This window comes from Mesorhizobium metallidurans STM 2683 (genome assembly GCF_000350085.1).
GTDB classification, from domain to species: Bacteria; Pseudomonadota; Alphaproteobacteria; order Rhizobiales; family Rhizobiaceae; genus Mesorhizobium; species Mesorhizobium metallidurans.
The window spans coordinates 13,186-39,432 of record NZ_CAUM01000127.1 but is presented as its reverse complement, the minus strand read 5'-3'; the positions used below and the strand labels follow the sequence as shown (position 1 = coordinate 39,432).

The 26,247-nt window shown below is 63.2% G+C and carries 19 protein-coding genes and 1 pseudogene; 12 read left to right on the top strand and 8 right to left on the bottom strand.

Going from position 1 to position 26,247, the window contains the following annotated elements; all coding sequences use genetic code 11:
• The 5 genes and pseudogenes from MESS2_RS20810 to MESS2_RS20790 form a co-directional block, all read left to right on the top strand.
• Positions 1-1,456: pseudogene (locus MESS2_RS20810) on the top strand (trimethylamine methyltransferase family protein); the annotation flags it as partial.
• 94 nt (positions 1,457-1,550) lie between these two features.
• Positions 1,551-2,231 carry a 4Fe-4S dicluster domain-containing protein gene (locus MESS2_RS20805; protein WP_008876418.1) on the top strand — a complete coding sequence of 227 codons (681 nt, stop codon included), beginning with the start codon at positions 1,551-1,553 and terminating at the stop codon, positions 2,229-2,231.
• Positions 2,232-2,337: 106 nt separating this feature from the next.
• A complete protein-coding gene (locus tag MESS2_RS20800) occupies positions 2,338-3,075 on the top strand; it encodes a dienelactone hydrolase family protein (protein WP_008876417.1) in 738 nt (245 codons plus the stop codon).
• Between the two features lie 90 nt (positions 3,076-3,165).
• Positions 3,166-3,726, top strand: a complete 561-nt coding sequence (locus MESS2_RS20795; RefSeq protein WP_008876416.1) for an RNA polymerase sigma factor — start codon at positions 3,166-3,168, stop codon at positions 3,724-3,726.
• Between the two features lie 2 nt (positions 3,727-3,728).
• Positions 3,729-5,807, top strand: a complete 2,079-nt coding sequence (locus MESS2_RS20790) for a vWA domain-containing protein (RefSeq protein WP_008876415.1) — start codon at positions 3,729-3,731, stop codon at positions 5,805-5,807.
• A gap of 117 nt (positions 5,808-5,924) precedes the next feature.
• Here the strand turns inward: MESS2_RS20790 and bmt are convergent, their stop codons facing one another.
• On the bottom strand, positions 5,925-6,941 hold the full coding sequence (bmt, locus tag MESS2_RS20785) for a betaine--homocysteine S-methyltransferase (protein ID WP_008876414.1): 1,017 nt from the start codon (positions 6,939-6,941) through the stop codon (positions 5,925-5,927).
• 90 nt (positions 6,942-7,031) lie between these two features.
• Positions 7,032-7,874, bottom strand: coding sequence for a helix-turn-helix domain-containing protein (locus MESS2_RS20780; RefSeq protein ID WP_008876413.1), 843 nt, complete (start codon positions 7,872-7,874; stop codon positions 7,032-7,034).
• A gap of 228 nt (positions 7,875-8,102) precedes the next feature.
• Here MESS2_RS20780 and MESS2_RS20775 point away from each other — a divergent pair, with 228 nt between their 5' ends.
• Together MESS2_RS20775 and MESS2_RS20770 are read left to right on the top strand one after the other, a co-directional pair.
• Positions 8,103-9,113, top strand: a complete 1,011-nt coding sequence (locus MESS2_RS20775; RefSeq protein ID WP_040593603.1) for a fatty acid desaturase — start codon at positions 8,103-8,105, stop codon at positions 9,111-9,113.
• A 96-nt stretch (positions 9,114-9,209) separates the two neighbouring features.
• The gene (locus MESS2_RS20770) at positions 9,210-10,010 is read left to right on the top strand and encodes a phosphate/phosphite/phosphonate ABC transporter substrate-binding protein (RefSeq protein WP_008876411.1); all 801 of its coding nucleotides are present in this window, start codon (positions 9,210-9,212) and stop codon (positions 10,008-10,010) included.
• An 18-nt stretch (positions 10,011-10,028) separates the two neighbouring features.
• On the opposite strand, the gene MESS2_RS20765 is transcribed toward MESS2_RS20770, so the two are convergent.
• The 5 genes from MESS2_RS20765 to MESS2_RS20750 form a co-directional block, all read right to left on the bottom strand.
• Complete coding sequence (locus tag MESS2_RS20765; RefSeq protein WP_008876410.1) at positions 10,029-11,396, bottom strand: M24 family metallopeptidase; 1,368 nt, start codon at positions 11,394-11,396, stop codon at positions 10,029-10,031.
• Entirely contained in the window at positions 11,393-12,895 is a 1,503-nt protein-coding gene (locus tag MESS2_RS20760) for an ArnT family glycosyltransferase (protein ID WP_244440042.1), read from the bottom strand. Before MESS2_RS20760 ends, MESS2_RS20765 begins: the two co-directional genes overlap by 4 nt.
• 119 nt (positions 12,896-13,014) lie before the next feature.
• Entirely contained in the window at positions 13,015-15,609 is a 2,595-nt protein-coding gene (locus MESS2_RS20755; protein WP_008876408.1) for a GcvT family protein, read from the bottom strand.
• Complete coding sequence (locus tag MESS2_RS31310; protein ID WP_083918632.1) at positions 15,606-16,091, bottom strand: endonuclease domain-containing protein; 486 nt, start codon at positions 16,089-16,091, stop codon at positions 15,606-15,608. The genes MESS2_RS20755 and MESS2_RS31310 overlap by 4 nt, the downstream gene beginning before the upstream one ends.
• 140 nt (positions 16,092-16,231) lie before the next feature.
• Complete coding sequence (locus MESS2_RS20750) at positions 16,232-17,809, bottom strand: trimethylamine methyltransferase family protein (RefSeq protein WP_008876406.1); 1,578 nt, start codon at positions 17,807-17,809, stop codon at positions 16,232-16,234.
• Between the two features lie 205 nt (positions 17,810-18,014).
• Between MESS2_RS20750 and MESS2_RS20745 the strand changes: the two genes are divergently transcribed.
• The 5 genes from MESS2_RS20745 to MESS2_RS20725 all read left to right on the top strand — a co-directional run bounded on the left by MESS2_RS20745 (position 18,015) and on the right by MESS2_RS20725 (position 24,914).
• Complete coding sequence (locus MESS2_RS20745; RefSeq protein WP_008876405.1) at positions 18,015-19,922, top strand: phospholipase D-like domain-containing protein; 1,908 nt, start codon at positions 18,015-18,017, stop codon at positions 19,920-19,922.
• Between the two features lie 75 nt (positions 19,923-19,997).
• Positions 19,998-21,158, top strand: a complete 1,161-nt coding sequence (locus MESS2_RS20740) for an MFS transporter (protein WP_008876404.1) — start codon at positions 19,998-20,000, stop codon at positions 21,156-21,158.
• Between the two features lie 114 nt (positions 21,159-21,272).
• Complete coding sequence (locus tag MESS2_RS20735) at positions 21,273-23,330, top strand: prolyl oligopeptidase family serine peptidase (protein WP_083918628.1); 2,058 nt, start codon at positions 21,273-21,275, stop codon at positions 23,328-23,330.
• Positions 23,331-23,362: 32 nt separating this feature from the next.
• A complete protein-coding gene (locus MESS2_RS20730) occupies positions 23,363-23,485 on the top strand; it encodes a hypothetical protein (protein WP_040593600.1) in 123 nt (40 codons plus the stop codon).
• Between the two features lie 49 nt (positions 23,486-23,534).
• Positions 23,535-24,914, top strand: a complete 1,380-nt coding sequence (locus tag MESS2_RS20725; RefSeq protein ID WP_008876402.1) for an aspartate aminotransferase family protein — start codon at positions 23,535-23,537, stop codon at positions 24,912-24,914.
• Between the two features lie 385 nt (positions 24,915-25,299).
• On the opposite strand, the gene mmsB is transcribed toward MESS2_RS20725, so the two are convergent.
• Complete coding sequence (gene mmsB, locus MESS2_RS20720; RefSeq protein ID WP_008876400.1) at positions 25,300-26,184, bottom strand: 3-hydroxyisobutyrate dehydrogenase; 885 nt, start codon at positions 26,182-26,184, stop codon at positions 25,300-25,302.
• Positions 26,185-26,247: the final 63 nt, after the last annotated feature.

The window sequence follows — 26,247 nt, the reverse complement described above, 5'->3', positions numbered from 1 at the left end:
ACCTACATCAAGCGCAAGATCAAAGTCTATGAAGTGCTTGATGAAGAAGGGCTGGCGCTGATCGAAAAGAACACCGACACGGTGCTGGAAGAGATCGGCATAATTTTTTCGCGACGACGCCGAGGCCCTGCAGCTCTGGAAAGAGGCCGGCGCCGACGTCAAGGGCGAGCGCGTGCATTTCCCCAAGGGCCTCTGCCGCTCGCTGCTGAAGACCGCGCCGTCCCTCTATACCCAGCATGCCCGCAATGCGGAGCGCTCAGTGCAGGTCGGCGGCAACGCCACGGTGTTCGCGCCGGTCTACGGCCCGCCCTTCGTGCGCGACCTCGACGGTGTCAGGCGCTATGCGACGATCGAGGATTTCCGCAATTTCGTGAAGCTCGCCTATATGGCGCCGTCGATCCACCATTCGGGCGGCACGGTGTGCGAGCCGGTCGACGTGCCGGTCAACAAACGCCATCTCGATATGATCTATTCGCACATCAAATATTCGGACAAGCCGTTCATGGGCTCGGTCACCGCGCCCGAGCGCGCCGAAGATACGGTGGCGATGGCCAAGATCGTGTTCGGCGACGATTTCGTCGAGAACAACACGGTGCTGACCAGCCTGATCAACGCCAACTCGCCGATGGTGTTCGACGAGACCATGCTGGGTGCGCTGAAGGTTTATTCGCGTCACAACCAGGCCTGCATCGTCACGCCTTTCATCCTGGCCGGCGCGATGAGCCCGGTGACCGTCGCCGGCACGCTGACGCAGGTTTTGGCCGAGGTGCTGGCCGGCGCGTCGTTCACGCAGTTGATCCGGCCGGGCGCGCCGGTGCTGTTCGGCACCTTCGCCTCGTCGATCTCGATGCAGTCGGGCGCGCCGACCTTCGGCACGCCGGAACCGTCGCTGGTCTCCTACGGTGCCGCGCAGCTCGCGCGCCGGCTTGGCCTGCCGTTCCGTACCGGCGGCTCGCTCTGCGCGTCGAAGATACCGGATGCGCAGGCGGCCTATGAGAGCGCCAACACGCTGAACTCGACGATTCTTGCCGGCGCCAATTTCGTGCTGCACGCTGCCGGCTGGCTCGAGGGCGGGCTCGCCTCCTGCTATGAGAAATTCATGATGGATATCGACCAGCTCGGCATGACCCAGAAGTTCTCCGAAGGCGTCGACCTGTCGGAGAACGGCCAGGCGATGGACGCCATCCGCCAGGTCGGTCCGGGCAGCCACTATCTCGGCTGCGACCACACTCAGGCCAATTTCCAGACCGCTTTCTACCGCTCCAACATCGCCGACAACAATTCCTACGAGCAGTGGCTCGCCGAAGGCGAGAAGACCGCGCCGCAGCGCGCCAACGAGCTCGCCCGCCGCTGGCTGGAAAGCTACGAAGCGCCGCCTCTCGATCCGGGCATCGATGACGGGCTGAAGGATTTCATCGCCAGGAAGAAGGCGTCGATGGCCGACGCCTTCACCTGAAAGGAGCCCGAGTCAGGCGGGGCTAAAGTCGCCAACATCATCCACAAGGAAGTCTGGCGGAGCGCCTTCTCCGATCCGGACAAGAAGGGATGATTTGCGCGGCCTGATCGAAAATATCGCGGCAGCGCTGGCGCGTCACGGCCTGATCCTTCGCGGCGGCTTCAATTTTGCTGACGGAGAGGAGGCAACTCCCGGCCTCTCCGGCGTTGTCGCCAAGTCCGTGCTGCTGGTGGGGCAGGCGGGTGCGGCGCCCTGGCCGCATTTCCTGCGCTGGCGGGAGGGGCAACCACAGGCGATCGCCAATCCACTCGACACATGGTCGCGGCAAGCGATCGGCGCGGTGGCGGAGACATTCGGCGCGCGTGCAGTCTCGCCCTCCGACCGGCCGTATCTGCCGTTCCAGCAATGGGCCATGCGGGCGGAGGGCTTGAGGCCGTCGCCGCTCGGCATTCTCATGCATCCCGAGTATGGGCTCTGGCACGCCTATCGCGGCGCGCTACTGTTCGAGGATGAGATTTCGGTTCAATCGGCCGAGGCGGCGATACATCTTTGCGATGCATGTGTCGAAAAACCTTGCATGAAATCCTGCCCGGTCGACTCCTATTCCGCCGAAGGATTCGACTATCGGTCCTGCCTGGCGCATGTGCGCGGACCGAATGGCGAACCCTGTCGCAGCGAGGGTTGTCTCGATCGCAACGCCTGTCCCTATGGCACCGCCTATCGCTATCCGGCCGAAGTGCAGGCATTCCACATGGCGGCGTTCGCGGGTCTGTAGCTGGTCACGCAATCCAGCACGAAATGTTGACTGCCTGACACTGGGAACGCCTTGCCCTGTCGGCCCGCGCGGATATGTATCGCACGACAATTGAACGGAGCGGGCCATGGCGAAGCAGGATATTCAGATCAAGACCAGGGACGGCGTGGCGAAAGCGGGGATGTTCCGGGCGGCCGGAGCTTCCTCGTCCAAGGCCGGTATCATCCTCTACATGGACGCCTTCGGCCCGCGACTGGCGTTGGACGGCATGGCCGAGCGGCTGGCGGGCGAGGGTTATGCGGTGCTGGTGCCGGACCTCTTCTACCGCAACGCGCCTTACGGGCCATTTGACGCCAAGACCGCGTTCGCGGTGGAGACCAGCAAAGCCGCCCTGATGGCGCTGGTCAGCGGCACGACGCAGGAGATGACCATCAGCGACGGCGGCGCCTTTATCGACGCGCTGGCCGGCGAAGGCGTGACGGGACCGATTGGCGTGGTAGGCTATTGCATGGGCGGCGCAAGGGCGCTGAATGCCGCGGCGACCTATCCCGACCGGATAAAGGCCGCTGCCAGTTTCCATGGCGGCAATCTGGCTAGCGACGCCGCCGACAGCCCGCACCGCAAGGCCGCCTCCATCAAGGCCCGCGTCTATGTCGGGACGGCGGGTGTCGACAGAAGTTTCCCGCCAGAGCAGTCGGCGCGGCTGGCCGAAGCGCTCCGGTTGGGGGAAGTCGACCACACAATCGAAAATTATGTCGGCATGGCGCATGGCTGGTGCGTGCCGGACCACAGCGTCTTCGATGCGACCGGCGCCGAGCGTCACTGGAAGCGGCTGACGACTTTGTTTGCCGAAACATTGGGATAGGTACCGACGGTCACTCCAGTGACCGGTCTGCCAAAAAAATCTTCCCATCACCCAAGGAATCGCCATTAGCCTTCGTCCAACAGGCAAATGATGGCGATGATGCTGGATGAAAGCGAAGCCTCCGACGCCGAGTTGATCGGGCGGGCGAAGGGCGGAGACAGAGGGGCTTTCGGCAAATTGCTCGAAAGGCACTATGGTTTCGTCTATAGAGCCGCCTATCGCTGGTGCGGAAAAAAGGCCGACGCCGAGGACATTGCCCAGGAAGTCTGTGTCCGGCTCGGCCGGGCGATCCGCGACTATCATGGCAGCGGCGCCTTCACGACCTGGCTCTACACCATGACGCTGAACGCGGCGCGCGACATGATGCGCAAGACCGCCCGCGAGACGGTCAAGACCGAAGCCTATGGTGCTTATGCGCTAATCTCGGGAGAAGCGCAGGCCGAGCCGGAAGACCCGGCCGAGGCGCTTTGGGCGGCGGTGCGAAAGCTGCCGGACAAGCAGCGCGACGCGGTGCTTCTGGTCTATGGCGAAGGGCTCAGCCACGCGGCCGCCGCCGAGGCGATGGCGATCTCGGAGACGACGGTTTCCTGGCACATCCATGAAGCGAAGAAACGGCTGAAGACGCTGATGCGGCCAGCCGGGGAAGTGTGACCATGGTCGACGACAACGAACTCAACAGGCTGCGCGATATCGCAGCACCGGCGCCGGGCGCCGACGCGAAGGCGCGTGCTTTCGCGGCCGCCATGCGTGCCTACGATATGGACGAGAAAACTTCCACAGCCGCCCAAGGATCGGCGGGCGGGCTTCGTCTCAGAGAGCGAGCACAAAAGCTCTGGAGCGAAATCATGCCAAAGAAACTCTTCGCCACGCCGGCCATCGCCGGGCTCGTCGCCCTGCCGATCGCCGGATACGCTGCCATCTATATGCTGCAGGAGCAGCCGTTCCGTTCCGGAGGGGACGAAAAAATCGCTGAAACGCTGGCCGATAAACCAGCAACGGTGAAGCCGCTGACGGTGGCCGAGCCCGACAAGCAGAAGAAAGCCGACGCCGACAGCGAAAGCCGCGACGCGACCGAGGCGCTTGTCGCGCCGGCATCGCCGCCGAAGGCCGAGGCGCCGGCCACGACGGAATACGCAACATTGCCGGCTCAAAAGCCTGCGCCTGCACCGCCCCCCGCCGGCGAAGCCGGGCTGTTTGACGGCGCCAATGGCGCCGCGCGGGTCGGCCGCATGCCCGGCGCCGAATCCAAGCTGATGGTGCAGCCGCAGGCCATGCCGGCCGACCAGATGCTGCCGCGGGAGCAGAACCGCGACCGCGTCGAGGATTTCAAGACCAATCCGGTGCGTGCAGCACTTGAAGACCCGATCTCGACCTTCTCGATCGATGTCGACACCGCCTCCTATTCCTTCGTGCGGCGCTCGCTGAAGGAAGGTGCTTTGCCGCAGGCCGACACGGTCCGCGTCGAGGAGATGATCAACTACTTCCCCTATGACTGGAAGGGGCCGGACTCCGCCTCGACACCGTTCAACTCGACCGTCAGCGTCATGCCGACGCCGTGGAACGGGCACACCAAGCTGATGCATGTCGCCATCAAGGGTTTTGACGTGAAACCGGCCGAGCAGCCCAAGGCCAATCTGGTCTTCCTGATCGATGTGTCGGGCTCGATGAACGAGCAGGACAAGCTGCCGCTGCTGCAGTCGGCCTTCCGGCTTCTGGTCAGCAAGCTGAAGCCCGACGACACCGTCTCGATCGTCACCTATGCCGGCGACGCCGGTACCGTGCTCGAACCGACCAAGGTCTCGGAGAAGGACAAGATCCTCAATGCCATCGACACTTTGACGCCCGGCGGCTCGACGGCCGGCGAGGCGGGCATCAAGGAAGCTTACCGGCTGGCGCAGAAATCCTTCGTCAAGAACGGGGTCAACCGGGTGATGCTCGCCACCGACGGCGACTTCAATGTCGGCCAGACCGACGATGACGATTTGAAGCGGCTGATCGAGCAGGAGCGCAAGACCGGCGTCTTCCTGTCGGTGTTCGGCTTCGGCCGCGGCAATCTGAACGACCAGATGATGCAGACCATCGCCCAGAACGGCAACGGCACGGCGGCCTATATCGACACTTTGGCCGAGGCCGAGAAGGTGCTGGTCGAGGACGCGTCCTCGACATTGTTCACTATCGCCAAGGACGTGAAGATCCAGGTCGAGTTCAATCCGAACAAGGTCTCGGAATACCGGCTGATCGGCTACGAAACCCGCGCGCTCAACCGCGAGGATTTCAACAATGACCGCGTCGATGCCGGTGAGATCGGCTCCGGCCATTCGGTCACCGCGATCTACGAAATCACGCCGAAGGGCAGCGGCGGCGAGAAGATCGATCCGCTGCGCTACGGCCAGGCTTCGGTGAACAATGGCGGCGTCGCCAACGCCGACGAATATGCCTTCGTCAAGATCCGCTACAAGCTGCCGAACGAGGATGTTTCGAAGCTGATCACCACGCCGGTGACATCAGCCAACGAAGTGTCGTCCTTCGACCAGGCCAGCACCGATCAGCGCTTTTCCATCGCGGTCGCGGCCTTTGGCCAGAAGCTGCGCGACGAGGATGCGACCGCGAAGTTCGGCTACGACAGGATCATGGAAATTGCCACTGCCGCCCGGGGAGCCGACCCGTTCGGGTACAGGTCCGAGTTCCTCTCGCTTGTGCGCCTTGCCTCGGCGCTGGGCGGCAATCGGTAGTGGCGATGGCGACCGGTTCATTCAGAAGGGGATCGTTCTGAATGCCGGCCCACAGGTGGTGAGGCAGGCCGGCGAGGAAACCTTGCCGGCCTTTTTTCAACCGGGCTGCGAACCGCGTCAGGCGCGGCTGCGCCGGCGCTCGCGACGGGCTTCGCTGGTCTCGGCGGTGTTTTCCGTCGCTACCTTGTTGCGCATCGGGCCGATCCGCTCGACGATCGCCTCGACCGTCGGGCGGTCCGACCTGGTGTGCGCGTCAAGCGCCTTGCGCATCGCGGCAAGATGCTGGAACGAAGTGCCGCAGCAGCCGCCGACGATCCTGGCGCCGGCATCGACGGCGAGCCTGACATAGTCGGCCATCAGTTCGGGCGTGCCGGAATAGTGGATCTCGGTGCCGCGGAATTCCGGAATGCCGCAATTGCCCTTGACGATCACCGTCGCCTCCGGCTTCGCCTCGGTCATATCGAGCAGCGAGGCGAGAATGTCGGAGGCGCCGACACCGCAATTGGCGCCGACACCGAGCGGCGCCTGCGGCAGCCCGTCGACGACGCCGTGGATGTCCTTCGGCAGCAGCCCCATCATGGTGCGGCCGGCGGTGTCGAAGGAGCCGGTATAGGTGTAGGGCAGGCCGACGCGGATGGCGGCTTCCGCCGCGGCGCGGATTTCGTCCGGCGCCGACATGGTTTCGATCCAGGCGACCTCGGCGCCGCCGGCCTTGAGGCCTTCTATCTGCTCGGCAAAGGCGTCGACCGCCTCGTCATAGGTCATGGCGCCGAGCGGCACCAGCAATTCGCCGGTCGGGCCGACCGAACCTGCGACGATGACCTTGCGGACGGCCTTGTCGGCAACGGCGCGGGCGATCTCGGCGGCGCGCTGGTTCAGCGCATGCACGCGGTCCTGCGCATGATGCAGCTTCAAGCGGTGGCGGGTGCCGCCGAAAGAGTTGGTCAGGATGATGTCGGCGCCGGCATCGACAAAGTTCTGGTGCAGGCTGGTGATGGTGTCGGGCGCGGTTTCGTTCAACAGTTCGGGAGCCTCGCCGGCCTCCAGGCCCATGGCGAACAGATTGGTGCCGGTGGCGCCATCGGCGAGCAGAACGCCCTTTTCGGCAAGCAGCGCGTCGATCGGGTTGGTCATGGTGAAATACGCCTTCCGGAGGATTATCTTTGATAAGGATATAAAGAATTCTTTATATGACGTCAATGTCGAGAGGCGCGCTGTCGCCTGTCAAAATCGCATCTCGGCCAGCCTTTGCGTGAAGCTGGCGGCCTCATGCGCGTTGACGTCCGCCGCGCGGATCAGATTGTCGAAATGGCTGGTCAGCGTGCGGACCGGCTGGGTCGCGTTGAGCACCAGATACATGTCTCCGACATAGATGGCGGCACGATAGGGCCCGAAGATGGTGTAGGGGATCGAATAGCGCATCCGCCCGTCATAGAGAAACAGGCGGAAGGTCGGATAAAGGTCATCGAGCAGCGTTGCCATGTGGAGAAGCTGCTGGTGGCGTTCGGCTTCGGGAAAACGATCCCACACGCCCAGCCCGCGCGCAAAGATCTCCAGCGTATGGCGCGGCATGCAGACTTCCATGTCGGTTTCCGGCCGCCGGTTGTAGTCGATGCGGTACTGCGTTTCGCCGGCCTGCGCCTCGCGGCTCTTGTTGGCGATGCGCGCTTCATAGTCGACGAGCGCCTCGGTGCGCAGAAGGTCCGGAATGCCGGCCGGCACGTAGCGGATTTTCGTGCCGGCGGCCTCGGCATGCCATCTGGCCAGCAGCGTGCGGTCGAAACCGTCGGGCGCCTCCTCGATCTCGAGGCTCTCGCGGATTTCGCCGGTGACGCCCTCGTCCTGGCTGAGGCCGAGCAGCCAGTCGAGCGACACCTTGAATTCGGCGGCGATGTTGAGCAGCGTCTCGGCGCGGGGCAGGCGGGTCGAGGCGCCGGACAGAAGCTGCGACAGCGCTGAACGGTCGATGCCCACCGCCGTTGCGAAAGCGGACTGGTTCAGATCGGACCGTGTCAAGAGCATTTTCAGACGCTCGCGAAAGATCGTCGACAGGTCGCGCTTGTCCATATCGTCGTTCCGGCCGTTGGAAGGAAAAATTTTCGCCCAAGCCGCCAAGGCGGCACCTCAGGCGTAAATGAATCCATGAAGGTGTTTACAAAACATAACATATGCGGCTGAAAATGCGCAATCGCAACATCTTGTGCGCTTTGTCGCGTTGCAGCAATTCAATGCTCCTGACACAATGCTGTCAGGAATCAAAATGGTTCCGGCGACTGGAAAGCGGTGGTCGATAGCATGACGAGCATGGGCAACAGACGACGCAATGCACCGGCCATCGAATGGCCGACCGTGTTTCTCGCCTTTTTCTGCTACGGCATCTGGCTCGTCACCGGCTTCCTGATCTGGCCGTCCTATCCGATCCTCGCTCTCGCCATATTGGCCTTTACCGCCGCGCTGCAATCATCGATCATGCACGAAGTGCTGCACGGTCATCCGACGCGCAACGCGGGGCTCAACGAGGCTTTCGTCTTCCTGCCGATCGGTCTCGTCTGGCCGTATCGCCGTTTCAAGACCATTCATCTGCGCCACCATGCCGACGAACGGCTGACCGATCCGCTCGACGACCCCGAGAGCTACTACAAGGCGCTGTGGCATCATGACGAATTGCCGCCGGCGATGAAGTTCGTGCTCAAGATCAACAACACCATGATCGGCCGCTTCGTGCTCGGCCCGTGGCTCTCCTGCATCGGCTTCTTCATCGACGACGCCAAGCAGATGGCCGCCGGCGACAGAGCGATCCGCAAGGCGTGGCTGCTGCACGCCATCGGCCTCGCGGCGGTGCTGTCCATCGTGCAATTCGGCTTCGGCATCCCGCTGTGGCTCTACATCCTGGTGCCGGTGTGGCTCGGCCAGTCGCTGATCTCGATCCGCACTTTCGCCGAGCACCAATGGTCGGAGCATCCGGAGGGCCGCACGGTGATCGTCGAGCGTTCGCCGCTGTCCTTTCTGTTCCTCAACAACAATCTCCATTTCGTCCATCACAAGAGCCCGACGGTTGCCTGGTACCGGCTGCCGAAACTGTTTGCCGACCGCCGGGACGAGTGGCTGCGGATGAACAATGGCTACGCCTATCCGAATTATTTCGCGCTGCTCAGGGCCTACGCCTTCAAGGCGAAGGAGCCGATCGTCCATCCCGTGCTCAGGCGCGCGCCGGAGCCGGGCAGGGCCTTCAAGCCGCGCGTCAGGGCGCGTAGCCTCAATGGGCTTGGCAGCGCACCGGTTCCGGCCGAGCCGCCGAAAGAATGAGTTTTGCAGCTTTGTCGCGCTAGCGACTATGCTTGTGGTGGGCGCTTGGCGTCCGTGATTTCGTCAATCCTTTGGGCATAACGGTCGATTTCCGGCATGAGCGAATTCGTTGCGGCGTTGCCGATGTATGACTGGCCGGAAATGCGGGCAGAGGTCGACGCCCAGTGGGTGCCGCTGCGCGATGCTATCAGGCAGAAAGGCATCGACGCGCCCGAAGCGCTTGCCCGCGTCAATGGCGACCTGCCGCCGGTACCGGGCGGCATTCGCGACGGCGACGGCAAGGTCATCGCCCCTGATCCCGCGACATTGCCGCCGGACGAGCTCGACTTCCATGGGCTCTGGCTGCATCCGGCGCTGCTCTTTGCGCAGACCTGCTGGGGACCGATGGACCTCGGCCTGTCGGCGCATGTCCAGGTGGTCGCCCAGCCGAGCTACGATGCATATGAAGGCGGCCAGGGCGAACTCTATTCCAGCGCTCTGGTGATGCCGGCGGATGGCGGGCCATCGGTTGCGTCGCCGTATGACGGCGCTCCGCTGATCCCGTTCGATCTGTTGCGCGGCAAGCGCTTCACCTTCAACGATACCGGTTCGATGTCGGGCTTCCTCGGGCTGAAGCGCGATCTGGAGGCGATGAGAGAGAACTTCGACCTCTTTGCGGAGCGGCTGCCAAGCGGCGGCCATCGCGCTTCTATCGTCGCTATTGCCGAGGGCACGGCCGATGTCGCGGCCATCGACTGCGAGAGCTGGGCGCTGGCGCAGCGCTTCGAGCCGGCGGCGCAAGCGGTGAAGGTCGTCGGCTGGACGGGGCGCCGCAAAGGCCTGGCCTTCATCACCGCCAGGACGATGCCGGAAAAGATCGTCGCCGCGTTGCGCGAGGCTGTCGCGGCGGTTGGCTGAAATCCGGTCCGGAGGCGATCAGCCGCCGAGCAGCCGCTCATCGAGCGGGTAGCTCGAAAGCTGCTCATTGCCGGTTTCGGTGATCAGGATCTGCTCCTCGATCTTGACGCCCTCGTGGCCGCCAAGCCGACCGATATAGCTCTCCACGCACAGCACCATGCCGGCTTCGAGCACGCCGTCCGGCGTGTCTTGCGTCCAGTCGCTGGCATGCGGCAGCGTCGGGTATTCGTCGGCCAGGCCGACGCCGTGATAGAGCACGCCATAGCGGGTCGGGAAGCAATCGCCCGGCGGCACCGCCGAGCGTTCGACAAGTTCGCGGAAGGACGTCCCCGGCTGCATCAGGGCGGTGTTGTGGGCGATCTGGTCGGCGGCGATGCGGTAGAGGTCACTCTGTTCGTTCGATGGCTTCTTGTCGCCGCAGAGCCATACGCGCGACAGGTCGGCGCAGAAGCCGTAGGGGCCGATAAGGTCGGTGTCGAAGGCGACGAGATCGCCGGCCTCGATGACGCGGGACGAGCATTCCTGGAACCATGGATTGGTGCGTGGGCCTGACGCGAGCAGCCGGGTCTCGATCCATTCGCCGCCGCGCGCAATGTTGCCGCGGTGCAGCTCGGCCCACAACTCGTTTTCGGAAATACCAGGCTTCAGCGCCTTTTCCATCTCGCCCATCGCTGCCTCGCATGCGACGACCGACCGGCGCATGGCCAGGATCTCGTCGGGCGATTTGATCAGGCGCGCATTCTCCATCACCGCTTCGCCATTGCCGATCGAAATGCCGAGACGGGCGAGTTCCTCGACACCTTCGGGGTCGATGTGATCGACGGCGATGCGGCGGTTGCCGCCGCCATGTTCGGCTACCAGATCGGCGATGCCGCCCGCCCAGCGGCGGACCTTCTGCTCGGTCAGCTCGCCGCTGTAGAGATATATCCACGACACCGCCGGCCGCACCTCGTCAACGACACCGGAATGGTCGGAGAGATGCTCGCAGGAGAAATAGTCGAACAGCACCACCGGGCCTTCGGTGGCGACGAAGCAATGCCTGGTCGGATTGTGCGCGACCCAGAGCTGCATGTTGGTCGAGTCGGTCGCGTAGCGGATGTTGACCGGGTCGTAGAGCAGGGCTCCCGCATAGTCGCGGCGCTTCAGCTCGGCACGGATACGGTCTAGCCGGTACTGGCGCATGGTGGGCAGGTCGGGAGAAGCGATGCCGGCGGCTTGCCACTCGGCTTCCGCCAGGGCGCCATAGCCCAGCACATGCTGGTTAAGTCCGGCGGCCTTCTGGCGCGACTGCTGACGCAGTGCATCAAGGGAACCGGCCTCGCCCGGCTCGAACGGCATGATCTTGCGGTGGCGACCGAACCGTCGCTCGGTGCCATGCCCGCTCATTTTGCGTCCTGCTTCTTCAACCTTGCGACGTTCACGAGCCTGCCTTCCGTAGAGCCGAAAAATTCGGGAACCCTGAGGCTGCGGCTTGCACCGTCCACGACAAATCCTGCCTGATGGATGCGCTCCAGGATGTCCGGCTCCGGGCTTGGCTTGTCGAGCCAGACCAGAACGGCGGGCTCCTGCAGCAAGGCATCGAAGCCCGGCACTTCTTTTCCGAGGACGACAAGGTCGGGGTCGGCGAGCCTGAGGTTTCCGACCCAGTGCCAGTCCGACGTGACCGTCTTGATCGGGCCATCCGCGGTCAGGTCGCGGTACAAGGTCTGGTAGTCCAGGCGGACGACGCGCCCCATGCCCTTTCCGCCATAGACCTGATAGGCCCATGTCGCGGGCACGATCAGAATCGCCAGTGCTGCTGCAACGGTGATGACGAGGTTTTGCGCGGTCCTGCCGTTGTTGCCAAGAGCGTCCATGCGGACGGCGAAAGCGACAGGCAGAAAAAGCAGGATCGGCAGCAACCAGCGGTCCTGGAACCGGGTGGCGCCGCTGGCGAGCACCAGGATGATGGTGATGCAGATACCGAAGCCGAGAATGCGCCACAGCAGCTTCTCGGAATCGGGAAATCGTTCGCGTAGCGTCGATGGAACGACCCGCCCCGCCAGCATTGCCACCGCAAAAATCACGAGCGGCAGGATGGCAAAATTCAGCGCGGCTTTGCCGAGGTCGACGATGCCGTTCCATCGGATGAGCAGAGGACCGCCGCCTTCATCGATGCCGAACTTGTAGCTGCGCGCCAGCAAGTCGCCCGGATGCGTGGCGTTCCAGTACAGGGTCGGCAGGCACACCAGCAGTGCCATGACCATGCTGATCGCGATCTGCGGGCGCAGAAAGGCCCGGCGCGCTTCGCGCAGCGACAAGGCCGCCGCCATCATCGCGCCGAGCAGGATGAAATTGTTGTATTTCGCCAGGATGGCCGCGCCGACCGCCAGTCCGAACAGGACATAGGCCAGTGGTGACTTGCGCTGCAAAAGCTGGATCAGCGCAAGCAGCAGCACCCCCGAAAAACACAAGGCGGCGACGCTGTGCGACAAGGTGTGCTGCATTTCCCAGATCACCTGGGGAAACAGCCACAGGCCGAACATCGAAGCTACCGCGGTTCGCTGGGAGTACCCCAGTTTGCGCACGGCGACGAAGACCGACGTCAAGCCAATGAAAATCAGGGAGTATTTCAGGATTTTGAGCGTGACGATGTTGGTTCCGAACACGGACGACGTCAGCCAGCCGAGCCAGGAATAGAGCGGCGGCTGCGAGCCGCCATAGCCGGCCCATAAAAACCGCATATACATGAGCTGTTCGGAGTCATCGATGCCGACGCCGGTTCCCGCCCAGAGGCTGACCAGCGGCAACACGGCGATCTGAATGCAGCAGTAAAGCGCGACCATGACGATCGCCGCGGGGAACGGGCCGATCCTGGCCTCGGCGAGCCACTCGGCCCGTTTCATGGAATGCTTCAAGGAGATCATCGCCCGTGCCGGGATATTCGTCGCCGGCTCCGCTAGCATGAAGACCATGCCTTGCACAATCTGGGTAGCAGCTTTGGCGCAGCAGCCTTGACCACGCCTTACGTCCGCATCTTCTCACCGCTCGGATCAAAAGGCGGCTCGACATTGATGCGGGCGGGTCGCCGGTGCCCGAGGATCTCGATCTCGAACAGTCCGGTGCTCTCATCCTCGGCAAGCGCTGCCGGCACATAGCCCTGCGCCATCGACTTCTGGACATAGTGCGCATAGCCGCCGGAGGTGACCCAGCCGACCACGCGCCAGTCGCCATCGACGATGCCGCGTACGGCCGAGGCGCCTTGCGCCGCCTTGGAGCCGCGCACTTCCTTGCCTGAGGTGTCGAAGCGCGGCGCCCCGTAGCCATGCGGCTTTTCCACCGTGCCATAGTCCTTGCCGACTTTGGCCCAGATCGGCTCGTCGCCCATCACATCGGCGTCCGCCGCGTCGACGAAGAAGGAGACGCGGCGCAGGTTAGGCCCTTCCGCCTGTTCCTTGGCGGCGGCCTCGCGGCCAATGAAATCGTTCTTCTCCAGCTTGATGAAGCGATCCATCGAGCCTTCGAACGGACCGTAGATCGGGCGCAGTTCGCGGAACCAGGTCGGAAAATTCTTTTCCAGGCGCATCGACAGCAGAGCGCGCATGCCGAAATCGACGAGGCCGAACTCCTCGCCGGCCTCCTTGATCGCGTGGTAGACGAGGCGCTGATAGGCTGGCGCCATCCAGATCTCGTAGCCGAGGTCGCCGGTATAGGTGATGCGGTTGACCATGCAGGGCGCGCCGCCGACCGCCATTTCGCGAAAATCCATGAAGCGGAAGGCTTTGGTCGAGATGTCGACATCGACCAGCTTTTGCAGCAGGTCGCGCGATTTCGGTCCGGCGATCGACAGACCGACCAGCGTCTGGTCGAAGCGGTGGATACGGACCTCTGACGCCCTTGGGCCATCCTTCGGCAGATGCTTCTCGAACCAGCGCATATGGTACTTCTGCGCGGCGGACGAGCCCCAGATCATGAAGCGGTCCTCCCCATCCCTTGGGCCAGCCTTGGCGATGGTGAAGTCGCCGATGAGCTTGCCGAATTCGTTGATCATCGGGGTCAGCACGATGCGGCCGGTCTTCGGCATGCGATTGGTCATCAGCCGGTTGAGGAAATCTTCCGCCCCCGGTCCCGACACTTCGTATTTGGCGAAGTTGGCGATCTCGGTGACGCCGACCTTCTCGCGCGTGGCACGCACTTCCTCGCCGATTGGGCCGAAATCGTTGGAGCGGTGGAAGGAGACGATGTCCTTCGGCTCCTTGCCCTTCGGCGCGAACCAGAGCGGGGTTTCGAGACCCCAGCTGTCACCCATGACCGCGTTGTTGGCCAACATCGTGTCGTAGAGGGGCGTCGTCTGCGCCGGGCGCGCGGCCGGCAGTTCCTCATTGGGGAAGCGGATTGAGAAGCGGCGCGAATAGTTCTCGCGCACCTTGGCATTGGTGTAGCGCAGGCTCGCCCACTCGCCAAAGCGGGCCACGTCCATGCCCCAGACGTCGAAGCCCGGATCGCCATGGACCATCCAGTTGGACAGCGCGAGACCCACGCCGCCGCCCTGGCTGAAGCCGGCCATGACGGCACAGGCGCACCAGAAATTGGTCAGGCCCTGTACCGGGCCGACCAGCGGATTGCCGTCGAGCGCGAAGGTGAAGGGGCCGTTGATGATCTGCTTGATGCCGGCCTTCTCAATGCCGGGGAAATGCTTGAAGCCGATTTCCAGCGATGGTGCGATGCGGTCGATGTCGGGTTGCAGCAGCTCATGGCCGAAATCCCAAGGCGTGTTGACCGGCGACCACGGCTTGCAGGCCTTCTCATAGGTGCCGAGCAGGATGCCGTTGCGCTCCTGGCGGGTGTAGATCTCGCCCTTGAAGTCGAGCACGCCGATCATCTCGCGGCCGGTCGACTTGTTGAATGCCTCTACTTCCGGCATGGGTTCGGTCAGCAGATACATGTGCTCCATCGCCAGCACCGGCAGTTCGACGCCGACCATGCGGCCGATCTCACGCGCCCACAGGCCGCCGCAGTTGACGACGTGCTCGGCCTTCACCGTGCCTTGCTCGGTGACGACGTTCCAGGTGCCGTCGACCTCCTGCGTCAGTTCGACGACGCGGTTGCGCAGCACGATCTCGGCGCCAAGCTTTTTCGCCGCCTTCGAATACGCAATGGTGGTGCCGGAGGGGTCGAGATGACCCTCGACCGGATCCCACATGGCGCCGACGAAGTTGGTCTCGTCCATCAGCGGGAACATCGCCTTGGCCTCGGACGGCGTGATCAGCTCTGTGTCCATGCCGAGATAACGGCCCTTGGCATGGGCAAGGCGCAGGAAGTCCATGCGTTCCGGCGTATCGGCCATCATCACGCCGCCGGTCAGGTGCAGCGAGCAGGACTGGCCGGAAAGTTCCTCGATCTCCTTATAGAGCTGCACCGTATAGGCCTGCAGCTTGGCGACATTGGGGTCGCCGTTCAGCGTGTGGAAGCCGCCCGCCGCGTGCCAGGACGAACCGGAGGTGAGTTCCGAGCGTTCGATCAGCATGATGTCGGTCCAGCCGGCCTTGGCCAGATGATAGAGCACCGAGCAGCCAACGACACCGCCGCCGATGACAACTGCTTTGACGTGAGATTTCATAAGGATAGGTCCGTTTTTGAAGAAATTGAATCGAGTGAGCGCGATGTGAAGACAAAGCGGAGGTCGGATACAGCGATGTTTTCGGCCAGCCTGCCATCAAGCGTGGCTAGGATGGTTTCACAGACGGAAGTACGATGTTTCAGGACGTCATGGCTCCAAAGACGCAGGATCGAATAGCCTTGGGCGCGCATGAAATCGTCGCGGCGGCGATCATATGAGCTGTCCGCGTGTTGGTGTCCGTCGACCTCAACAACAAGCCATTTTTCGCGGCAAGCAAAGTCTGCAAAAAAGGGGCCGATGGAGAACTGACGCGTAAAGCGGTAGCCGCCAAGCTTGCGCGCCTTTAGTTCAAGCCAAAGCAGTGCTTTCGCCTGATTGCCCGCTTGCCTGAGTTTTCGTGCTCGCTGGGTTGTACCTATTTTTCGGCGACTGCGCGTTTCACGAACGGCTTCCCCCACTCCGTCGCTGCTTCGCGGCGCCACCTCTCCCCCCTCCGGAGGGAGAAGAAGGGCGCCTGCTGGAATAATTTCGCGCCCTTCCTCTACCCCGTCGATCGGGGGAGAGGTGTCGAGCGAAGCTCGACGGAGTGGGGGTCGACTATTCATCAAATTAATACAGATGGTCAAAAATCGGTCGGCGCGCCGCCTTCGGCGTGGCGCTTTTCGACAAAGGCGTTGAGCTCTTCGCGAATGGCAGGGTCCATATATGGCTCGTCATAGGAAGCCAGTCGTTCCTTCCACACCTTGTTGGCCTTTTCGAATGCCGTCGGCGATCCGGCTTCCGCCCAGGTCTCGAAATTGCGCCAGTCGGAAAGGATGGGCGAATAAAAGGCGGTCTTGTAACGGTCTTGCGTGTGCTGGGTGCCGAAGAAATGACCGCCCGGGCCGACCGACTGGATGGCGTCGAAACCGAGGGCCTCTTCGGAAAGGTCGAGCGGGGTGAGGAATTCGGCCACCATCTGCAACAGGTCGATGTCCAAAATGGTCTTCTCATAGGAACAGCGCAGACCGCCTTCGAGCCAGCCGGCCGCATGCATCATCAGATTGCCGCCGCCCTGGATGGCGCCCCACAGCGAAAAGACGCTTTCATAGGCAGCCTGTGCGTCGACGGTATTGGCGGCGCAGGTGTTGGAGGTGCGGTAGGGGATGTTGTAGCGGCGGGCGAGCTGGCCGCCGACCAGTTGCGCCTTCATGTATTCCGGCGTGCCGAAAGCCGGCGCACCGGATTTCATGTCGACGTTAGAGGTGAAGCCGCCATAGCCGACAGGCGCGCCCTTCTTCACCATTTGCGCGAAGGCAATGCCGGAAAGCGCCTCGGCATTCTGCTGCACCAGCGCGCCGGCAATGGTGACAGGCGCCATGGCGCCCGACAGGGTGAACGGCGTGACGATGACGACCTGGCCCTTGCTCGACATCTGGATGATGCCTTCCATCATCGGCACATCGAGCTTGAGCGGCGAATTGGTGTTGATGATGGTGAAGACCGACGGCTCTTCGAGCAATTGCTCGTCGCTGATGCCGCGCGCGATGCGGGTGATCTCGATGCCGTCGACATTGCGCTCCTTGCCGAGCGAATAGATGTGGAAGACCTTGTCGGTCAGCGTGGCAAGATCGCGGATGCATTCGAGGTGGCGGACCGAAGGGTGGATGTCGATCGGCTCGACCGGATAGCCGCCGGTGCAGTTCAGGATGTTGTGCATCTGGGCCAGCCGCAGGAAATTTCGGTAATCCTGCTGGTTGCCGGGCCTGCGGCCACGATCGATGTCGGAGCAGTTGGGCGCCGATGCCATCATCGAGATGATCAGATTGTTGCCGCCGAAGCGCACATTGTGCGCCGGATTGCGGGCATGGATGGTGAATTCCGGCGGGCAATGCGAAACGAGTTCGAGGATCATGTCGCTGTCGAAGCGCACCCGCTCGCTGCCGTCGCGGACATCGGCGCCATGCGCCTTCATGATGCGGCGGGCCTCGTCGTGCAGGACGTCGACGCCGATTTCCCTCAGCACCCGCAGCGAGGCGAGGTGGATCGATTCCAGCTCGTCGTCGGAAACCAGCCGGGTCGGCGTCAGCGGGATTTTCAATTGCCGGAACGGCGGCTGTTCGAACGCCGCCGAGCCGCCGGCGCGCTTGCCCGCGCGGCCGCCGCGACGGGCGCGGTCGGTTGCCAATGGCGGTTCGGCGGGGTGAAGGGCGGCGGTCATGACAGGCCTCGTACGCTGCGATAATGCGGCGGCATAATGGACCGCCGGCTGTCCGGCCATTGCGGAGGCGGCGACCACTAGGGCGAGGGAAGCGACATGCCGAACAGGCAGTTGGACGACGCGAGTGCCGCAATGTGAAATGCGTTGCAGTTCTGTCTTTTACTTCTGACATACTTCCTTGTTGAGCAACTTTGAGGGGACCACGATGCCTGACGTCATCAAAGTGCGTGCCGCGACAAACAATGAAGTTGCGTTCCTGTCATGGGATCTCGACGGGATGATCCCGGGCTGTCTCGGCTTCGAGATCGTGCGCCTCTATCCCGACACCGGCGAGGAGCGTTGCCTGGCGTCGTGGGTGCCGTTCAAGGGCCAGCGCAATCCGAGGTGGATCCCGCAGGACACCGGCGTATGGCCGGTGCAAAAGACATTCTGGCGCGACCTCACCGTGCGCCGCCGCCGCGACAGCCTCGGCGTCAGGCCGCAAGGCGAGATGATCGCCTACCGTGTGCGCCCCGTCGGCGACATGAGGCCGGGCCTTGATCCGGTGCCGGTGCGCCCGGATCAGGTCGTCGACGGCAAACCCGCCTATACCGGACCGGTGCGGCCGCTTGGCTATCTCGGCCAGGGCGCCGTCAGCCCGCCGATCTTTCTCGGGCAGATGTTCGGCAAGGCGCGTGTCGCCTTCACTAATGGCGTGCTGTCGACGCAATGGATGTCGCGCGCCCTGGAGGACGCCGGGATCAAGGTCGGGCAGCGTGACAAGATCAGGGCCGAACTCGAGCGTCCCGGCAGCGAGATACGCGCCTATCTGCATGGCGATGTGCCGGATGTGCTCACCAGCCTGATGAAACGGGCCAAGGACGAGGGCGGCACTGTCAGGCTTGCGCTTTATGAGCTTGGCGACGACGAACTTTGCGACGCCATCATCGACGCCAAGGATGTCGTCGACGTCATTCTCTCGAATTCAGGCAGGGACGATCAGACCAAGGCCTGGGATGCCGGCAACGCACCTTTCAGAAAGCGATTGCGTGACGCCGGCGTCACGCTGACGGATCGCCTGTTCAACAACAACCATATCGGCCACAACAAATTCGCCGTCTACCGCGATGCGCAAGGCGATGCGCAGGCGGTCATGACCGGCAGCACCAACTGGACATCGACCGGCATTTGCGGGCAGACCAACAACGCTTTCATCCGTGACGACCCTGCGATGGCCAAGGTATTCGACGCCTATTGGGAGCGCATGAAGGCCGACGTATTCCCGCCGCCGGCCAGCGAAAGCGCGGCCGGTCGTGTCGCGCAGACGCAAGGCGTGCCGTTCCGCAGGGAAAACCACATACCAAACCCGCTGAACGGCGCCTCGGCAAACCTGGACGGCATGACGGTATGGTTTTCGCCGAACGATCCCGACCGCAACAAGAAGGATATCTCGGTGCGGCCGGTCGACCTCGCGGACGTTTTCGCCAGGATCAAGGCGGCGAAGCGCGCGGTGCTCTTCCTGGTGTTCAATCCTTCGCGGCGTGGCGAAAATTCGATCGTCGACCAGGCCGTAGCGGCAGCCATGGCGGATACTGGTCTGATCGTGCAAGGCGCGATCAGCGACCAAACCGCCATGCCCAACTACGTCGCCCCGACCAAGGATCCTGTCACCCGCAAATCGAACAAGGACGGCAAGTCGCCATTCGTCTTTCCGGAAAAGGTCTGGGAGGCGCCGAACGTCTCCATCGTCAGGGCGGTAAATCTCACCGGAGCCACGGTTGCGCGCGACTTCCAGGCAGAGGTGCTGACCGTCGGCCGCGCGATCGTGCACGACAAGATCGTGATCATCGATCCGATGGAAGACAACGCCACCGTCATCACCGGCAGCCACAATCTCGGCTACAAGGCGTCCTACGAGAATGACGAGAATTTGGTGATCGTGGAGGGCGACAAGACTTTTGCCGCAGCCTATGCGGTGCACATGCTCGATGTGTTCGACCACTACAAGTTTCGCGCCTGGCGCCGGACCATCGGAAAAGGACCTTCGGACGACGACGGGCTCTCCATCGACGACAAGTGGCTGAAGCCTTACGCGGACGGCAAGAAGGGAGCGATTGCCCGCTATTTTCCGTAGCGTCGCGCCGGCTGGAGCAAGCGGTTTTCGACGGCGGCGCTTACGGCCTTCGAGGCGACCCGCTAAGGCTGCCCGATGGATGTGGTGGAGAAAAGCGGCGACGAGCCGATGCAATGGGCGGCGATCACCGGCGTGATCGCGACGGTGTCGGTGTTCGCCATCGCACAGGGGCTCTCCTATCCGCTGCTGAGCTTCATCCTGCAGCGACAGGGCGTCTCGCCGGCCATGATCGGACTGTCTGCGGCGATGACGCCGATCGGCTTCATCGTCTCGTCGCCGCTGATCCCGGCTTTGGCGCGCCGCTTCGGGGCAGGGCGCACCGCGCTCACCTGTGCCGCGCTTTCGGCGATCGTGCTGGCGCTGATCGGCTGGACGCAGAATGTCCATCTGTGGTTTCCGCTGCGCTTCCTGATCGGCGCGGTGACCAACCCGCTCTACGTGCTGAGCGAAATATGGGTGATCGCGCTGGCGCCGCCGGCACGCCGCGGCCGTGTCATGGGCGTCTATTCCACGGTCATTTCCGCCGGTTTCGCCGCAGGTCCGCTTTGCCTGCTCGCTGTCGGCACCGAGGGGTGGCCGCCATTCCTCATCGGCATCGCAGCTTTCGTCTTCTGCGGCGCCTGCCTTGCCCTGGTGCTGAGACGGCTGCCGAAGGTCGACGAGGCCGGACATCGGGTTTCGGTGATCGGCTTCATGCCGATGGCATCGCTGCTCTTGTCCGCGGTCGTCGTCGCCGCCGGTTTCGAGCAGGGGGTGCTCGCTTTGCTGCCGGTCTACGGAACGCATCATGGCATCACCGAAGCCCGCATGTCGGCGCTGCTGTCGGTGATGATCGCCGGCAACATCGCCATGCAGGTGCCGCTCGGCCTGCTGGCGGAACGGCTGACAGCGCGCCTGGTGCGCTTCATCTGCGTGTCGCTGACCGTGCTCGGCTGCGCGCTGCTGCCGCTTCTCATCGAAACGCCGCTGATCTGGCCATGCGTGTTTATCTGGGGCGCGGTTTCCTACGGCATCTATACGATGTCGATCATCGAGCTTGGCGAACGCTTCACCGGCTCGGCGCTGGTCGCCGGCAACGCTGCCTTTTCGCTGATGTGGGGCGTTGGCGGCATACTGGTGCCGCCGCTCACCGGCGGGGTCATGGACGTCATCGGCGCGTCCGGCCTGCCGATCACGCTGGGCGCCATTTGCCTGGCGCTGGCGGTGATGACTGTCGTGCGGCGGCGGATGGTGTAAGCAAGCCGCGACCGGCCGATGACGCTACATCGCCATCTTGAATGTGGGCGCTTGCAACGCGATGTAGGCAAGGCCGCCTGACAATGCTTTCGGAGACCGCGCGTGACCCAATCGATGACAAAAGGCCAGACTGAACCGGCCGCCGAGGATACCTTTCTCTGGCTGGAGGATCGAACAAGCAAAAAGGCGCTCGACTGGGTGCATCGCCAGAACGAGGTCACGGTCGGCGAATTGCAGGGCGATCCGTCCTACCAGGCAACGTTCCAGACCGCGCTGGACCTGATGACGGCCGAGGACAATATCGCCGTCGGCGCTGCACTCAACGGCCATGTCTATAATTTCTGGCAGGACAAGACCAATGTGCTCGGCCTCTGGCGGCGCACGACGGTCGCTTCCTACAAGACAGAGAAGCCGGAGTGGGAGACGATCATCGACTTCGACGTGCTCTCGGCCAAGGAAGGCGTGAAATGGGTGTTCAGCGGCGCCAGCCGGCTTTACCCCGACTTCAATCGCTGCCTGCTCTCGATGTCGCCGGATGGCGGTGACGCCAGCGAGATGCGCGAATTCGACATCGAAACCAAGTCGTTTGTCGAGGATGGCTTTCGGGCTCCGGCCTCGAAATCGGGCTTCGGCTGGCTCGACAAGGACACGGTCATCGTTTCGGCTGCCTTCGAGGAGGCGGAGAAGACGCAGTCCGGCTATCCGCGCGTGGTCAAGCTCTGGAAGCGCGGCACAAGGCTGGAAGACGCGACGCCGATCTTCGAGGCTGAGAAAGAGGATCTGGCCGCCGGCGCTGCTCTCGAGTTCGATGACGACAGACGCTATCTGATCCTGGCCCGGACGCTGAATTTCTTCGCCTCGCACATCTTCCTGAGATTGCCTTCAGGCGAGAACAGGCGCCTTCCCCTGCCTGACGACATGACCGACAGCGCGATCTTTCGCGACCAGCTTGTCTTCGGCGTGCGCAGCCCGTGGACGACGCCCGACGGCGTAGTGTGCAAACCGGACGCCCTCTATTCGCTGGATCTGGCGCGCTGGGTCGAAACCGGCGCGTTGGGCCCGGTGGAAACCTTGCTCGAGCCGGCGCATCGCGTTTCCATCGCCGGCATCGCCCGCACGCAGGACCGGCTGTTCATCAACCTGATGGACAATGTGCGCGGCAAGGTTGTCGTCTGCGAGCGCAACAACGGCACCTGGTCGCTGAAGCCTGTGGCGCTACCGGAGAACGGCAATGTCGGCATCGCCCACGCCGAGCATTTCGGCGCCAGCGTCTCCTTCTCCTTCACCGACTTCCTGACGCCGAGTTCGATCGTCTGGTCGGACGACGATGGCGCAACGCTTGCTACCGTGAAGTCCCAGCCGGCACGGTTCGACGCTTCACCCTTCGTCTCGGAACAATTCGAGGCGCGCTCGAAGGACGGCACCATGATCCCTTATTTCGTCGTCAGGCGAAGCGACCAGGACGGCCCGGTGCCGACGCCGCTCTACGGCTATGGCGGCTTCGAAGTGCCGCTGTTGCCCGGCTATGCCGGCGTGCGCGGCAGGCTGTGGCTGGAGAAGGGCAATGCCTATGTTCAGGCCAATATCCGGGGCGGCGGCGAGTTCGGCCCGAACTGGCATCAAGCGGCGCTGAAGGCCAACCGGCAGAATGCCTTCGACGACTTCGCCGCGGTCGCACAGGATGTGGTGAAACGCGGCATCGCCACGCCTGCCATGCTCGGCATCCAGGGCGGCTCGAATGGCGGCCTGCTGACCGGTGTGTCGCTGACGCAGCGCCCCGAACTGTTCGGGGCCGTGATCGTCGAGGTGCCGTTGCTCGACATGCTGCGCTACACCGAATTGCCGCCCGGCGCCTCCTGGATGGCCGAGTATGGCGATCCGTCAAAACCGGAAGACGCCAAGTGGCTGGCCGCCTATTCGCCCTATCAGCATGTCTCGGCCGACGCCGCCTATCCGCCGGTGCTGCTGACGACATCGACCGCCGACGACCGCGTCCACCCCGGCCATGCGCGCAAGATGGCGGCGCGGCTGCAGGCCGCCGGCCATGACAAGACGCTGTTCTTCGAGGAGACCGAGGGCGGTCATGGCGGGCGTGGCGACCGCCGGCCGCAAGCAGCCCAGGCGGCGATGAAGTATGTCTTCCTGCAAAGGGCGCTGAGCGGCACCGCTTGAAACGTGGGCCGCAGGCAGCCTAAGGTGCGAGCATGGCTCGCATCAAGGCATCTTGCGCATTTGGGGTCGCGGTGACGCCGTCGCCGCGCACGCTGCGTGCCGAGCTGCTTCGGCTGTGCGCCCGTATCGGCTATTCGCCGCCTGCCTTCCCCTGAAGAATCCGCCCCGGCCTTGCCGGATTGATTCAAAGAGGAAAGATCAGACATGACTTACCAGAATTACTCGCTGAAGCAGCTTCAGCAGATCGACGCCGCGCATCATCTGCATCCCTTCACCGACCACAAGGAATTGCGCGAGGCCGGCTCGCGCATCATCACCCACGCCAACGGGCCGTTCATCTACGATGCCGACGGGACGGAAATCCTCGACGGAATGGCCGGGCTGTGGTGCGTCAATGTCGGCTACGGCCGCGACGAGTTGGCCGATGCAGCTTATGCCCAGATGAAGGAACTGCCCTACTACAATTCCTTCTTCAAATGCTCGACGCCGACGCCGGTGCTGCTCTCCAGGAAGCTGGCGGAACTGGCGCCCAGGAATGTCAGCCAGGTGTTCTATGGCTCGTCCGGTTCGGAGGCCAACGACACGGCGCTGCGCCTCGTGCGTCACTACTGGGCGCTGGAAGGCAAGCCGCAGAAGAACCGCATCATTGCGCGCAAGATGGGCTATCACGGCTCGACGATTGCCGGCACGTCGCTGGGCGGCATGGACCTGATGCACAAGCAGCTTGGCGGCGCGGTGCCCAACATCGTCCATGTGATGATGCCTTACGCCTATGAGCTGGCGCTGCCCGGCGAAAGCGACCATGATTTCGGCCTTCGTGCGGCGAAGGCCGTCGACGACGCCATCCTCGAAGCCGGCGCCGACAAGGTCGCCGCCTTCATCGGCGAGCCGGTGATGGGGGCGGGCGGCGTGAAGATCCCGCCGCTAAGCTACTGGCCGGAAGTGCAGCGCATCTGCCGCAAATACGATGTGCTGCTGATGCTGGACGAGGTCATCACCGGCTATGGCCGAACCGGCGAATGGTTCGCCGCACAGACCTTCGGCATCGAGCCGGACACGATAACCACGGCCAAGGCGTTGACCTCCGGCTACCAGCCGCTGTCAGCGCTGCTGGTCGGCGACCGCATCGCGGCGACGCTGGTCGAGAAGGGCGGCGAGTTCTATCACGGCTACACCTATTCGGGTCATCCTGTGGCCTGCGCCGTGGCGCTGAAGAACCTCGAGATCATGGAACGGGAAGGCCTGGTGGACCGCGTCAAGAACGACACCGGACCCTATTTCGCCAAGGCGCTGCAGGACCAGATTGCCGGACACGAGTTGGTCGGCGAGGTGCGTTCGATCGGGCTGATGGGGGCGATCGAGATCGTTAGGGATAAGGCGACCAAGGAGCGTTTTCTTCCCGCGGGCAGCGCTGCGGTGACCGTCCGCGACCATGCGATCGCCCAGGGCATGATGCTGCGCGCCACCGGCGACACGATGATCCTGTCGCCTCCGCTCATCTGGACGCGCGAGACGATCGACATGGCCTGCGAGCGCATCGCCAAGGCGCTGGATCTGGCGCAAGCGGATCTGCGCAAGCGCTGATCAGAACGATCTTTCCTGTCGTCAACCCTGGGGCGGAGCAAGGCGCTCCGGCCCGGATGACGAAGCATAGGATCGAGCGCCGCGAGGTTCTAAAAACGCAAAAACCGCGTCCCATCGGGAACGCGGCTTTGCCAGATACGCATGGCGTTTCGCTACAAATGCACTTGCGAAACTTACGGGCTCCGGTACGCGAGACCTGATCCGGAGCGCCGGGCGGATGCATCCGCCTCGCAATCCGTTTTACAGGCACATCGTTACCGCCGGGTTATCGAGAGCTTAAGCAAATCTAAATTCGCGATCTTTGCCGGCTAAAGCGTCGCAAAACCGCTGCGCACTTTTGCGCGACAGGCACTAGAAAATCCAAAAGCCTTGTGAAGTCAGGATCTTACGCAGGGGCACCACGGAGAAAATTTATGATGCCGGAAAAATCGGCGCCGGCATTCCCTTGTGCATTGAACAACGCGTAAAGTTGCGCGGCTTCGGCGCCAAGTGGCGTCACCGCGCCGCTGCTTTGCGCGGCTTCTTGCGACAGTTTCAGGTCTTTCAGCATAAGGGCTGCCGCGAATCCCGGCCTGTAGCCGTTGTTGGCTGGCGATGTCGGCACCGGGCCGGGCACCGGGCAATAGGTGGTGAGCGACCAGCACTGGCCGGAAGAGGTCGAGGCGACGTCGAACAGCGCCTGATTCGAGAGACCAAGCTTTTCCGCCAGCACGAACGCCTCGGCGACGCCGATCATCGAAATGCCGAGGATCATATTGTTGCAGATCTTTGCCGCCTGTCCGGCGCCACCGTCGCCGCAATGGACGATACGGCCGGCCATCGGCTTGAGGATCGGCTCGGCCCTGGCGAAGGCATCCTTCGAGCCACCGGCCATGAAGGTCAGCGTGCCGGCGGTGGCACCTACGGTACCGCCGGAAACCGGCGCGTCGATGGAAAGCAGGCCGTGCTTGCCGGCGATGGCGTGGGCCTTTCGCGCCGACTCGACATCGATGGTCGAGGAATCGATGAACAACGTGCGCTTCTTCGCCTTGGGGGCGATGTCCTCGTAGACCGAGAGCACATGCTTGCCGGCCGGCAGCATGGTGATGATCACATCGGCATCTCTCACGGCGGCAATCGCATTGGCCATGATCACGACGCCGTGGTCCTTGGCGATGGTGAGGTTCTCAGGCATCAGGTCGAAGCCATGCACGGCATGGCCCGCCTTGACCAGGTTGGCGGCCATCGGGTTGCCCATGTTGCCCAGGCCGATGAAGGCGATGGTGGTCATCGTGTTCTCCTGATCTTTTGTTTTTGACGCATGTAGTTACCCCAAAACCGCTGCGCACTTTTG